The sequence below is a fragment of the Pseudomonas brassicacearum genome (assembly GCF_000585995.1).
Taxonomy (GTDB): Bacteria; Pseudomonadota; Gammaproteobacteria; order Pseudomonadales; family Pseudomonadaceae; genus Aquipseudomonas; species Aquipseudomonas brassicacearum_A.
The window spans coordinates 3,310,874-3,324,281 of the sequence record NZ_CP007410.1 but is presented as its reverse complement, the minus strand read 5'-3'; the positions used below and the strand labels follow the sequence as shown (position 1 = coordinate 3,324,281).

The 13,408-nt window shown below is 58.1% G+C and carries 11 protein-coding genes; 8 read left to right on the top strand and 3 right to left on the bottom strand.

The genetic code is table 11. The annotated features are described in order from the left end of the window. Positions 1-149: 149 nt before the first annotated feature. Complete coding sequence (locus tag CD58_RS14450; protein WP_025213712.1) at positions 150-1,007, bottom strand: SDR family oxidoreductase; 858 nt, start codon at positions 1,005-1,007, stop codon at positions 150-152. A 184-nt stretch (positions 1,008-1,191) separates the two neighbouring features. Between CD58_RS14450 and CD58_RS14445 the strand changes: the two genes are divergently transcribed. Then, positions 1,192-1,596 (top strand): VOC family protein, encoded by a 405-nt coding sequence (locus CD58_RS14445; protein ID WP_025213711.1) that lies wholly within the window; start codon positions 1,192-1,194, stop codon positions 1,594-1,596. A gap of 153 nt (positions 1,597-1,749) precedes the next feature. Here CD58_RS14445 and CD58_RS14440 read toward each other — a convergent pair whose 3' ends face one another. Continuing rightward, positions 1,750-2,898 carry a MalY/PatB family protein gene (locus tag CD58_RS14440; RefSeq protein WP_025213710.1) on the bottom strand — a complete coding sequence of 383 codons (1,149 nt, stop codon included), beginning with the start codon at positions 2,896-2,898 and terminating at the stop codon, positions 1,750-1,752. A gap of 516 nt (positions 2,899-3,414) precedes the next feature. Here CD58_RS14440 and nosR point away from each other — a divergent pair. The 6 genes from nosR to CD58_RS14410 all read left to right on the top strand — a co-directional run bounded on the left by nosR (position 3,415) and on the right by CD58_RS14410 (position 11,167). Then, complete coding sequence (nosR, locus tag CD58_RS14435) at positions 3,415-5,547, top strand: transcriptional regulator NosR (protein WP_025213709.1); 2,133 nt, start codon at positions 3,415-3,417, stop codon at positions 5,545-5,547. 77 nt (positions 5,548-5,624) lie between these two features. Continuing rightward, positions 5,625-7,544: a TAT-dependent nitrous-oxide reductase gene (gene nosZ / locus CD58_RS14430; protein ID WP_025213708.1), complete on the top strand. Its 1,920-nt coding sequence runs from the start codon at positions 5,625-5,627 to the stop codon at positions 7,542-7,544. Between the two features lie 85 nt (positions 7,545-7,629). After that, positions 7,630-8,883, top strand: coding sequence for a nitrous oxide reductase family maturation protein NosD (locus tag CD58_RS14425; RefSeq protein WP_419178839.1), 1,254 nt, complete (start codon positions 7,630-7,632; stop codon positions 8,881-8,883). Beyond that, positions 8,880-9,803, top strand: coding sequence for an ABC transporter ATP-binding protein (locus CD58_RS14420; protein ID WP_025213706.1), 924 nt, complete (start codon positions 8,880-8,882; stop codon positions 9,801-9,803). Before CD58_RS14425 ends, CD58_RS14420 begins: the two co-directional genes overlap by 4 nt. After that, positions 9,800-10,630, top strand: coding sequence for an ABC transporter permease (locus CD58_RS14415; RefSeq protein WP_025213705.1), 831 nt, complete (start codon positions 9,800-9,802; stop codon positions 10,628-10,630). The genes CD58_RS14420 and CD58_RS14415 overlap by 4 nt, the downstream gene beginning before the upstream one ends. Positions 10,631-10,654: 24 nt before the next feature. Further along, a complete protein-coding gene (locus CD58_RS14410; RefSeq protein ID WP_025213704.1) occupies positions 10,655-11,167 on the top strand; it encodes a nitrous oxide reductase accessory protein NosL in 513 nt (170 codons plus the stop codon). A 129-nt stretch (positions 11,168-11,296) separates the two neighbouring features. On the opposite strand, the gene CD58_RS14405 is transcribed toward CD58_RS14410, so the two are convergent. Further along, positions 11,297-11,611 (bottom strand): c-type cytochrome, encoded by a 315-nt coding sequence (locus tag CD58_RS14405; protein WP_025213703.1) that lies wholly within the window; start codon positions 11,609-11,611, stop codon positions 11,297-11,299. A 674-nt stretch (positions 11,612-12,285) separates the two neighbouring features. On the opposite strand from CD58_RS14405, the gene CD58_RS14400 reads away from it, so the two are divergent. Then, a complete protein-coding gene (locus CD58_RS14400) occupies positions 12,286-13,371 on the top strand; it encodes an alpha/beta fold hydrolase (protein ID WP_025213702.1) in 1,086 nt (361 codons plus the stop codon). Positions 13,372-13,408: the final 37 nt, after the last annotated feature.

The window sequence follows — 13,408 nt, the reverse complement described above, 5'->3', positions numbered from 1 at the left end:
AGCCTCCCTGAGAATGCCTCTGTGGCGAGGGGATTTATCCCCGCTGGACTGCGTAGCAGTCCCTCATTTGGGGGGCCCAGTTTTTAGGGCCGCTTCGCGCCCCAGCGGGGATAAATCCCCTCGCCACATGGGTGTTTCACATGCTTTGATCAAAGCATCGGTTTGCCCCCCGTGATCCCATACCGGGAGCCAGAAATGTAGCTGGACTCATCCGAAGCCAGCAGCACATAGATCGGCGCCACTTCCACCGGTTGACCGGGACGGCCCAGGGGCGTCTGGGTGCCGAAATTCTGCACTTCTTCCTCCGGCATGGTCGCCACGATCAGCGGTGTCCAGATCGGTCCCGGGGCCACGCTATTGACCCGAATACCCTTGGGGCCGAGCATCTGCGCCAGGCCGCCGGTGAAGTTGGCGATGGCGCCCTTGGTGGTGGCGTAGGCCAGCAGCGTCGGCTTGGGCATGTCGGAATTGACCGAGCTGGTGTTGATGATCGAGCCGCCCGGCTTCATGTGCGGCAACGCGGCCTGGCAGATCCTGAACATCGCTGTGATGTTGATATCGAACGTGCGCACCCACTCTTCGTCAGGAATCTCTTCCAGATTTTCGTGGGTCATCTGGAACGCGGCGTTGTTGACCAGGACATCGATACGGCCGAAGCGCGCGACGGTCTCGTCGACGATTTTTCGGCATTGGCTTTTATCGGCGAGATCGCCTGGCAGCAGCAGGCACTGGCGACCGGCCTGTTCGACCCAGCGGGCGGTTTCCTTGGCGTCTTCATGTTCGTCCAGATATGAGATCGCGACGTCGGCACCTTCACGGGCGAACGCAATGGCAACGGCGCGGCCGATGCCGCTGTCGGCACCGGTGATCAGGGCTATCTTGTTTGCCAGCCGTCCGGAACCGGTGTAGCTCTGCTCGCCGCAGTCGGGATAAGGATCCATTTTCTGCTGCGATCCAGGGACAGGCTGGCTTTGTTTTGGAAAAGGTGGGAAAGGGTAGTCGACCATTGTCGTTCTCCATGCGGGTTGCGATGGAGGGTGGACTCTGGGCTTTTGGACTGAGTTCGGTTGGATTTTCCGGCCAGTCGATGAGCGTAGTGCTGGCGTTTCGTCAGTGGATCGCTGTCACCGCCGAACATTGGATGAGGCGGTATTCTCCAATGACAAGATGGTTTCGATAAGGAGCAGTGCAATGTTCAGCCACATACAAATCGGCGCGCGCGACCTGCCGAAGATGGTCGCTTTTTATGATGCGGTCCTCGGTTGCCTGGGGTTGGTGCGCATGGCGAGCGAAAACGACTCCGGCCCTGCGGGGGAGGGCTGGCATCAGCCCGGCAAGCATTGGCCGCAGGTGTTCGTGCAGCTGCCCTTCAACGGCTTGCCCGCCACCTGGGGCAACGGCATGCAAGTGAGCTTCGCCGCCGACTCACCCGAGACCGTGCGTGCAGCCTGGGAACAGGCCATCGCCCTGGGCGGTTTCGACGAAGGCGCGCCTGGACTCAGGCCTCAGTACTCGGAAGGGTATTTTGGAGCCTATTGCCGTGATCCGGAGGGCAACAAGTTGTGTTTTGTGTATGCGCCGGACATGCATGAATAAACGCTGCCTCACTGTGGCGAGGGAGCTTGCTCCCGCTGGGCTGCGCAGCAGCCCCTGGATCTGTCTGAAAAACCGAGTCGACGGATCTCGGGGCCGCTTCGCGACCCAGCGGGAGCAAGCTCCCTCGCCAGGGGTATTTCTTCGTCAGTGCGATCAGCGTCGAGCCTTCAAGCTGCGCTCCATCCGCGCAATCCCTTCCTCCAGCAGCGCCCGTGGGCAGCCGAAGTTCAAGCGCACGAACTGCCCGGCATCGTCACCAAAATCCAGTCCGGCGCTGAGGCCGACCTTGGCTTGCTTCAGGAAGAACCCCTGCGGATCGTCCAGCCCAAGGGCGGAGCAATCGAGCCAGGCCAGGTAAGTGCCTTGGGGCACGGTCATGGTGATGCCCGGCAGGCGAGTGTTCACCGCTTCGACCAGGTAATCGCGGTTGGCTTGCAGATACGCCTTCAAGGCTTCCAGCCACGGGCCGGCTTCGCTGTAGGCCGCGCGGGTCGCTTCAAGGCCCAGGGCGTTGACGCTGTCGACCATGCCGGCCCGGGCGTTGTTGACTCGCTCGCGCACCTTGGCGTCCTGGATGATGGCGAACGAGGTTTTCAACCCGGCAATGTTGTAGGCCTTGCTGGCGGACATCAGCGTGATGGTGCGCGCGGCAATGTCAGGACTGAGGGAAGCGGTGGGAATGTGCACGCGACCGTCGAAACACAGCTCGGCATGGATCTCGTCGGAGATGATCCAGGCATCCTGCTCCAGGCAAATGTCCGCCACGGCCTTGAGTTCTTCCCGGTCAAACACCTTGCCCAACGGATTGTGGGGATTACTCAGCAACAGTGCACCGCCGCCCTGCAAGGCATCGCGCAACGCGGCCAGCGGGGTATGGAATTGACCATCGAGCGGATTGAACGGCAATTCCACCTTGTTCAAGTTCCAATGACCGGGAGCGTTACGCAGTGGCGGGTAGTTGGGCACCTGCACGACGACGTTCTGTTGCGGCTCTACCAAGGCATGAAGCGCCATGTTGAAACCCGGCTCGACCCCGGGCAGGAACACGATCTGCAGGGGTTCGACGCGCCAGGCGTACTTGCTCCACAGGTCGGCGACGATGGCCGCACGCAAATTGTCCTGGGCCACGCTATAGCCCAGCATCGGATGTTCAAGGCGTTTGTGCAGCGCTTCGATGACGGCGGGCGGGGCAGGGAAGTCCATATCGGCCACCCACATTGGCAATACATCGGCTGGGTAGCGGCTCCATTTGGTGCTGCCGGTACCGTGGCGCTCGAATACGGTGTCGAAATCGAAAGTCATGGTCGCGTTCCATCAGATCAGGGAGTTGAGATGGCGATCATGATAAAGCAAAGATCTTCTGTGTGGTGCGATCAGCCGCCTCGCTTCGCAACTGCCGCTAGTTTCTGGCCGGTAATTCAATAAACGGAATTTTTCCATCGGCTGTCAGGCGTTTTTTTGAAGGCCGTATAAGAAATAGATAAAACCAAGTGTTTCCAGCGCTGGAAGTCCCTAATAAAAAATAAGGTGCTTTAAACACTACGCCCTATAGTTTTACGAGTACAGGTATTTAATCTGGTTAAATGAGTGTTTAGCCATGACCGCCTCGCCAGAGTGAACTTCTCGCGCCTGGCACATGAAATACGATTGCTATGGACGTATTTAAAGAGCACTGTCTGGAGCCTATATTCTAATAAACAGGCCCTCGAGCCCCATCGTCCCGATTATTTATTCGGTGGCGGTTGAACGCTCAATGCATCGATGATTATTTTCTCCCCCGCAAAGCCCAATAACCGGTATCCCTTTAAATATGGGCTGATGCTGATGTTGATTATGCTGTTTTGTGGGGGCAGTGGATTACAGGCAAAAGAATACGGCGGGCTCGAGCAGCAGCGTATAGAAACCATTTTCCCCAACAGCGATAACCTCTCCGAACCCGTCGGCGAGTTCAAGGTTCGCACCATCAGCACCGGAAAAAATCCGCTCGGCTATGTGTTCCAGAGTCAGGACGTGGTGGATATCCCGGCTTATTCGGGCAAACCGATCAACATGCAGGTCATCCTCGACACCCACGGTGTTATCCAGGATGCCTACGTCCTGGAACACCATGAGCCGATTCTGTTGGTCGGTATCCCCGTGGAAAAACTGCATGCCTTCGATGCCAAATACAAGGGGGTCAAGGCCGATCGGAGGGTGGTGGTAGGGCACTCCAGTGATCCGGCGGCGGTGTCGGTCGATGGGATCGCCGGGGCTACGGTGACGGTCATGGTGGTCAATGAAATCATCATGCGCGCTGCACACAAGGTGGCCGTATCGCTCAAGTTGATCGAGGACAACGCAGGCATTGCGCAGAAGCCTGCCACGGTGCGCGAGGACTTTTTCGAGCCTGCCACCTGGGAGCAACTGACGGGTAACGGCGCGATTCGTCGGCTGAACCTGACCCGTGGCCAGGTCGACGCGGCGTTCAAGGGCACTGAAGCCGAGGGGTTTGACAATGCCACCCCCGAGCAGACGAATGACACGTTTATCGAGCTGTACACAGCCGACCTGAACCCGCCGGCCATAGGTCGCAACCTGCTGGGCGACAATCAATACCGTTTCCTGATGCAAGACCTCAAGCCAGGCGAGCAAGCTATCGCAGTGCTGGGCCGCGGTCTCTATTCCTATAAAGGCTCGGGCTATGTGCGCGGGGGGATTTTCGATCGGGTGCAATTGCGTCAGTTCGGCAACATCATCAGCTTTCGCGACATGGACCACCAGCGACTGTCCGACGTCTTTGCCAAGGGCATGCCCGAGTTCAATGAAATGTCTATTTTCATTGTGCGCGAACCTGTCCGGTTCGATCCGGGAGCGCCTTGGTCCCTCGAGTTGCTGGTGCGACGCCAGACCGGCGCGGTAGGTGGCACCTTCAGCAGCTTTGACTTGTCCTACCAGTTGCCCGAGCAGTACCTCTTGCGTCCACCGCCTACTGCTCAAGAGCTGGAGGCCGTCAAAGTTGCCAACAGGCCGACATGGGTCAATATCTGGTATCAGAAAGCTTTTCAGATCGGGATTCTGTGTACGGCCCTTGCTGTACTGATGGTGATTCTGTTCCTGCAGGACACTTTCACCAAATACCCACGTTTTCTCCATTGGTTGCGGCGGGTTTACCTGGTGTTCACCGTAGTGTTCATCGGCTGGTATGCCCTGGGGCAGATTTCAGTGGTCAATGTCCTGACCTTCGCCCATGCACTGTTTGAGAATTTTCGCTGGGAACTGTTTCTCACCGACCCGATCGTTTTCATTCTCTGGACCTTCACCGCCGCCAGCATTCTGCTGTGGGGCCGAGGGGTGTTCTGCGGTTGGTTGTGTCCCTTCGGCGCATTGCAGGAATTGATCAACGAAGCCTCGCGCAAGTTGAAGATTCCGCAATATGAGTTGCCTTTTGCGTTGCATGAACGCTTGTGGGCCGTGAAGTACATCATCCTGCTGGTACTGTTCGGCATCTCGCTGGAGTCGATGAGCACCGCCGAGCAATTTGCCGAAGTGGAACCGTTCAAGACCGCCATCACCCTGAAATTCGATCGCCAGTGGTGGTTTGTGGCCTACGCCGTGGCGCTGCTGGTCATCAATATTTTTACCCGTAAGGTCTACTGCCGCTACGTTTGCCCGTTGGGTGCCGCGCTGGCCATTCCCAGCAAGCTGCGTCTGTTCGACTGGCTTAAACGACGCAAAGAGTGTGGCGCTCCCTGCCAGCTGTGCGCCAAGGAATGTGAAATCCAGGCGATTCACCCGGATGGCCATATCAACGCCAACGAGTGTCACTACTGCCTCGATTGCCAGATGACTTACCACAACGAAAACAAATGCCCGCCGTTGGTGCTCAAGAACAAGCGCAAAACGCGGGACAAACCGGCGCCCGTGCCAGAGCACGCCGAGTTGATTCCGGTGGTGCAAGTGTTCAAGCCCTGACCACCCTCGCCGCAAGTGAGGGAACAAGAACCGATTGACAAGCCTTATTGATATCCGCCCCCAATGGAGCAAGCCCCGTGAGCGATAAAAAATCGAAAAAAGATCATGCCTCTGTCAATGACGCGGTCCTCAACCGACGCGGATTCCTCGGTGCCTCAGCCCTGACCGGCGTCGCGCTGGCAGGTAGCACTGCCCTTGGCAGCGTGGTATTCACCCGCGAATCCTGGGCGGCAGCGGCCAAGGATGCGCAGTCGAAAATTCACGTGGCGCCGGGCGAGTTGGACCAGTACTACGGATTCTGGAGCGGCGGCCATCAGGGCGAAGTGCGGATCATGGGTATTCCGTCGATGCGCGAGCTATTGCGTATCCCGGTGTTCAACGTCGATTCGGCCACCGGCTGGGGCTTGACCAACGAAAGCAAGCGAATACTGGGCGACAGCGCAAGATTCCAGAATGGCGACTGCCACCATCCGCACTTGTCCATGACCGACGGTAAATACGACGGTAAATACCTGTTTATCAATGACAAGGCCAACTCCCGGATTGCACGGATTCGCCTGGACATCATGAAGTGCGACAAGATGCTCACGGTGCCCAACGTGCAAGCCATCCATGGCCTGCGCCTGCAAAAGATGCCGCACACCAAATACGTGTTTGCCAATGCCGAGTTCGTGATCCCGCACCCTAACGACGGCCATACCTTCGACCTGCAAGACAAGAACAGCTTCACTATGTTCAACGCCGTCGACGCCGAGAAAATGGAAATGGCTTTCCAGGTGATCGTCGACGGCAACCTGGACAACACCGATGCCGACTACACCGGCAAGTATGCCGCGAGCACCTGCTACAACTCCGAGAAGGCCTACGACCTCGGCGGCATGATGCGCAACGAGCGCGACTGGGTGGTGGTGTTCAACATCCCGCGCATCGAAGCGGCGATCAAGGCCGGTAAATTCATCACCCTGGACGGCTCCAAGGTACCGGTGGTGGATGGTCGTAAAACCGAAGGCAAGGATTCCGAATTCACCCGCTACATTCCGGTGCCGAAGAACCCCCATGGGCTCAATACCTCGCCCGATGGCAAGTACTTCATTGCCGCCGGCAAACTCTCGCCCACGTGCACCATCATCGCCACCGCGAAACTGGACGATCTGTTCAACGACAAACTCAAAGACCCCCGCGACGTGGTAGTCGGTGAGCCTGAACTGGGCCTGGGGCCGTTGCACACCACCTATGATGGCCGGGGAAATGCCTATACCACCTTGTTCATCGACAGCCAGGTGGTGAAGTGGAACGTGGAAGAAGCTATCCGCGCCTACAAGGGCGAGAAGGTCAACTACATCAAGCAGAAGCTCGACGTGCAGTACCAACCCGGGCACAACCATGCCTCGCTGACCGAAACCAGTGAGGCCGACGGCCAGTGGCTGGTGGTGCTCAGCAAGTTCTCCAAAGACCGCTTCCTGTCGACCGGTCCGCTGCATCCGGAAAACGACCAGTTGATCGATATTTCCGGCGAAGAGATGAAGCTGGTGCACGACGGCCCGGCATTTGCCGAACCACACGACTGCGTCATGGCCCGTCGAGACCAGATCAGAACCAAGAAAATCTGGGATCGCAACGATCCGTTCTTCGCTGAAACCGTGGCGATTGCCGCCAAAGACGGGATCAAGCTGGAGAGCGACAACAAAGTCATCCATGACGGCAAGAAAGTGCGGGTGTACATGACGTCGATGGCCCCGGTTTATGGGGTCACTGAGTTCACCGTCAAGCAAGGTGACGAGGTGACGGTGACCATCACCAACATCGATAAAGTGGAAGATGTCAGCCACGGGTTCGTCATGACCAACCACGGGGTGAGCATGGAGATCAGCCCACAGCAGACCTCGTCCATCACCTTCATTGCCGACAAACCTGGCTTGCACTGGTATTACTGCAGCTGGTTCTGCCATGCGTTGCACATGGAAATGGTCGGCCGGATGCTGGTCGAGCGAGCTTGAGCGGCGTGGCGCATCCAGGCCGCGAAAAAGGGTAGGCGCCGTGTTCAGAGCCTTGGTCAACAGTCCATTACCCGGCACGGCGCTCTTGCTGTTGGTGTTTGTATCGGCGCTCGCCCAGGCGGCGCCACGCCCCATCACGGAACTGCCCTTGGTACCCGACGGCGACCACCACTGGATTCTGCCGGCGGGTGACTACCAAGGGCAGTTCAGTGTCGATCAGTCAATGCAGATCGATTGCGCAAAAGGCGCGGTGATCCACGCGGGAGGGCAGGGCAACGCGCTGCTCATCAGCGCGCCCGATGTACGCATCGAGGGGTGCACATTGCTCGATTGGGGGCGCGACATGACGTCAATGAACTCGGCTGTTTTCATCGGCCCCAAGGCCCAACGCGCGGTGATACGTCATAACCGCATGAGAGGCCCCGGATTCGGCATTTGGGTGGACAGCACCCACGATGTCAGCCTGATCGACAACGACATCGAAGGTGACCCGAGCATTCGCTCACAGGATCGCGGCAACGGGATTCACCTGTATGCGGTGCGCGGCGCACGGGTGGTGGGTAATCACGTGCGAATGACCCGCGACGGGATTTACATCGATACCTCAAATGGCAACTTGTTGCAGGGCAATACCTTGGAAGACCTTCGCTACGGTGTGCATTACATGTATGCCAACGACAACCAGTTGCTGGGCAATACCACCCGCCGCACGCGCACCGGCTACGCATTGATGCAGAGCCGCAAGCTGACGGTGATCGGCAATCGCTCCGAGCAGGACGAGGGCTACGGCATTCTCATGAACTACATCACCTATTCCGAACTGCGCGACAACTTCATCAGCGACGTGCGCAGCGGGTCCGCCGATGGCGGTATGGTCAGCGGTGCCGAGGGCAAGGCGCTGTTCATCTACAACTCGCTGTTCAATGTCATCGAACACAACCATTTCGAGCGCAGCGCCGTGGGCATCCACCTCACCGCCGGCTCCGAAGACAACCGTATTGCCGACAACGCCTTCGTCGGCAATCAGCAGCAGGTCAAATACGTCGCCAGCCGCACGCAGGAGTGGTCGGCCGATGGTCACGGCAATTACTGGAGTGACTACCTGGGCTGGGATCGCGATAACAATGGGATTGGCGACGTGATCTATGAACCCAATGACAACGTTGACCGTCTGCTCTGGCTGTACCCGCAGGTTCGCTTGTTGATGAACAGCCCGAGCATCCAATTACTGCGCTGGGTACAGCAGAGCTTCCCGGTGACGAAATCACCGGGGGTCAAGGACAGTTATCCGTTGATAAATCTTCCGACCCTGCCCCAAACACAGCAGCCAGCCCTATGAACGCGGTCGATATTGAAGGCGTCAGCCAGCGTTACGGCAGCATGACCGTGTTGCGTGACTTGACCTTGAGCTTGGCGGAAGGCGAGGTGCTAGGGTTGTTCGGCCACAATGGGGCGGGCAAGACCACGGTGATGAAGCTGATCCTGGGACTGCTCAAGGCCAGTGCCGGTCAAGTGCATGTGCTCGGTTGCCGCCCAGCACAAACCGAGGTGCGTCGCCAGCTCGGTTACCTACCGGAAAACGTCACGTTCTATCCGCAACTCAGCGGCCGCGAAACGCTGCGCTATTTTGCTCGCCTCAAGGGGGCGGCGCTGACGCAAGTGGACGATCTGCTCGAACAGGTGGGACTTGCCGGCGCCGCGGACCGGCGTGTGAAAACCTACTCAAAAGGCATGCGCCAGCGTCTGGGGTTGGCTCAGGCAGTGCTTGGTGCACCACGCCTGCTGCTGTTGGACGAGCCCACGGTCGGTCTCGACCCAATCGCCACCCAAGAGCTTTACCTGTTGATCGACCGTCTGCGCCAACAAGGCGCCAGCATCATTCTGTGTTCCCATGTGTTGGCGGGAGTCGAAGTGCATATCAACCGTGCGGCCATCCTGGTCAATGGCTGCTTGCGGGCGATCGGTAGCCTGTCGAGCCTGCGCGAAGAGGCCGACTTGCCGGCGCGCATTCGGGTCAGCGGACTGTCCCAACGCGAGCAGTGGTTGCAGCGTTGGAATGCGGCTGGACACAACGCCACGGCGTTGGGGGGCAACGGGATTGAGGTGATGGCGGTCAATGGCCACAAAGTCGATCTGTTGCGCCAGTTGTTTCACGAGGATCGACCGCAGGATATCGAGATTCAGCAACCCTCCCTTGAAGACCTTTATGGCTACTACATGAGCCATGCGGTCACTGACCCTGAAGGCATTCATTCATGACGCAGATCTGGAATATCGCCGCCAAGGAATTCAGCGACGGTCTACGTAACCGCTGGCTGCTGGCAATCAGTCTGCTGTTCGCCGTCCTGGCAGTAGGGATCGCCTGGCTTGGTGCGGCGGCCTCCGGGCAAGTGGGCTTTACCTCGATTCCAGCAACCATCGCCAGCCTCGCCAGCCTGGCGACGTTCCTGATGCCGCTGATTGCCCTGTTGCTGGCCTACGATGCCATTGTCGGGGAGGAGGAGGGTGGCACACTGATGCTATTGCTGACCTACCCCCTGGGTCGCGGACAAATTCTGTTGGGCAAATTTGTCGGTCACGGCCTGATTCTGGCATTGGCCACCTTGATCGGGTTTGGCTGCGCCGCCGTGGCCATCGCCCTGCTGGTCGACGACGTCGAGTTGGGGCTGTTGCTTTGGGCGTTCGGTCGTTTCATGGTGTCTTCCACGCTACTGGGGTGGGTATTTCTCGCACTGGCTTATGTCTTGAGCTGCAAGGCCAGCGAAAAATCCAGCGCTGCCGGGATGGCGCTGGGTGTGTGGTTCCTCTTCGTATTGGTGTTCGATCTGGCACTCCTGGCGTTGCTGGTGCTCAGCAAAGGCCGGTTCAACCCGGATCTCTTGCCGTGGTTACTGTTGCTTAACCCGACCGACGTTTATCGCCTGATCAACCTTTCGGGTTTCGAGGGCAGCGCAAATGCCATCGGCCTCATGGCATTGAGCAGTGATTTACCGGTGTCGGCTTCAATGCTCTGGCTCTGCCTGCTGCTCTGGGTCGGTGTTTCGCTGCTGCTGGCTCATTGGCTGTTTCGCCATCGGCCGACTTGATTCATTCCCCAGGGGACAAATGCGATGAACACTCTGTACCTGACCGGGGCCCGTGCCCTGGTCGTTATCATGATCGGTTTGGGATTGGCGGCTTGTAATGATCGCGCGGAAGACAAGCCGACCCTTGCGCCAGTGGCCTTCCATCAGAGTGACGAATGTCATGTCTGCGGCATGGTCATCGCCGACTTTCCGGGGCCCAAAGGCGAGATCGTGGAAAAAGGCACGGTCAAGAAGTTCTGTTCCACCGCAGAAATGCTCGGGTGGTGGCTCCAGCCTGAAAATCACCTCACTGAGGCGAAATTGTATGTGCACGACATGGGTAAAAGTGCCTGGGAGAAACCCGACGACCATCATCTAATGGATGCCCGCACAGCCTACTATGTGGTTGGAACACGGCTCAAAGGTTCCATGGGCGTTGTCCTGGCCTCATTTTCCGAGGAGGCGGCGGCACACAAACTGGCCAGCGAGCAGGGCGGCAGGGTTCTGCGGTTTGGGGACATCGATCTGACGCTTTTACAGCAAACTCCCGCGATGTAATCCAAACCATCGGGTCAAAGTAAGCCGGCCTCTGGAAATGCATGACCCGTTTCGCAGAAGAGAGCCGGGCTCACTTCTGCGGTTTATTGACTTTCTTGAGGACCTACAGCGCGATTCTCTGGGGCGAGCTTACTTCAACGTCAGGATCCAGTCGGCCAAGGTCTTTGCTTCTTCGTCGGTCACTTGGTTGGCCGGCATTGCAATGGGCCCCCATTTACCTGTGCTACCTTCCTTGATGCTTTTAGTCAGGGTCGCTGAAGCGTCAGCTTGCCCGGCATATTTAGCCGCTACTTCCTTGTAACCGGGACCCACCATTCGAGCATCGACCATGTGGCAGCCAACGCAGGGTTTGCTCTTGAAGAGTGCTTCGCCATCAACGGCATGCGCCGCTTGCACGGTCAGGGCAGCACCCAGGGCCAGCAGGGGAATAAATATACTTTTCATCAGTGTTTCCTCGGACAAGAAAGCAGACTCGAAACGGCCTGCTTTCGGTTTATTCAACAGGCATTGTGTTGAATATTATGAATTTCCAACGGACTACCAGACCAACACGTACTGCGATGGCCGAAGTCTTGTTGATAGGCTTGCATTTATGTGAAAGGTCGCATTGTTACTTTTATTAGATATGCAGCGATGGGTGAGCGTTCATTTATTTGATGATCGGATGATTTTACGCCAATGATCAAAGTTTAACCCTATTTGTTATTTAGTGATTGGGTCGTATTCAGTAATTCCTCCCCCTCATATTGCACAGTCGATTGAATTGTATGGATTTAAAGCGGCAGGCGACTGCGTGACGCTCGATAATTTAATTGATTAATTGCAAGTCGGCGTCCAATCCATGGAAGTCAGAGGCTCGCCGCTCTAAGTTCGGCTGACTTCTGCCGGGAGCCCTCCCGGCATTCGCCGAATGGACCTCACTCCGCGGTTTGCCCAGCACGTCAAGCCCTCCAGATACAAATGTATCTCTGTGTATCCAGGCCACCTGTCGATACGGACTGTTTCTTTTGAGGCCGGTCGGTGACACATACGAGATACCTGCCCGGCGTCAAATGGCCCCCATCGAGACAGCACAAGCCGTCTCACCAGCTCATCCGCCGTTCGCAAGGAGATAAACCATGGGCACCACACAGTTGAAGCAAAAACCCGCATCCCGGCATCGGCGCCTGCTCGCACCCTCCATCCTGGCGTTCGCCTTGATGCAGTTGGGGGCGTTGGGGTTTTCCTCATCCCAGGCCAGTGCTGCCGAGGTGGCTGCGAGTGAGCCTGCCAGCACGGTTGGCGCCATTACTCCCGGCAGTCACACTTCGTTCGGCCCGCTCAAGCACGTCAAGGCTGGCCTGCTGGACGTTGCCTACGCCGAAGTCGGGCCTGCCAACGGGCCGGTGGTGATTCTGTTGCACGGTTGGCCCTACGACATCCATAGCTACGCCGACGTCGCACCAGCACTGGCCGAGAAAGGCTACCGGGTGTTGATTCCCTACGCTCGCGGTTTTGGCGATACACGTTTCCTGTCAGCCAAGACCCTGCGCAACGGCCAACCTTCGGCGCTGGCCAGCGATCTCATTGACTTCATGGACGCCCTGAACATCAAGCAAGCCGTGCTCGGCGGTTATGACTGGGGCGCACGCACCGCCGACATTGTCGCGGCCCTTTGGCCGGAACGGGTGAAAGCGCTGGTGGCGGTTAGCGGTTACCTGATCGGCAGCCAGGAGGCGGGCAAGGCGCCGTTGCCGCCTGCCGCGGAGTTGCAGTGGTGGTATCAGTTCTACTTCGCCACAGAGCGCGGCCGGCTGGGCTACGAGAAGAACACTCACGACTTCGCCAAGCTGATCTGGAAACTCGCATCGCCGAAGTGGAATTTCGATGACGCGACCTTCGACCGAAGCGCCGGTGCCTTGCAGAACCCCGACCACGTCGCCGTTTCGATCTTCAACTATCGCTGGCGCCTGGGCCTGGTCAAGGGCGAGGCCAAATACGCCGCGCTGGAGAAAAAACTGGCGGCGTTCCCGGCCATCAGCGTACCGACCATCACCCTGGAAGGCGATGCCAACGGCGCACCGCATCCCCCAGCAGAAGCCTATGCCAAGCGTTTCACCGGTCACTACGAGCATCGCCTGATCGACGGCGGTGTCGGCCATAACTTGCCGCAGGAAGCTCCGCAGGCTTTCGCCCAGGCGGTGATCGACGCAGATCATCTCTGACCGCGACCTGGCGGATGCACAGTTGCCGTTCCCGGAC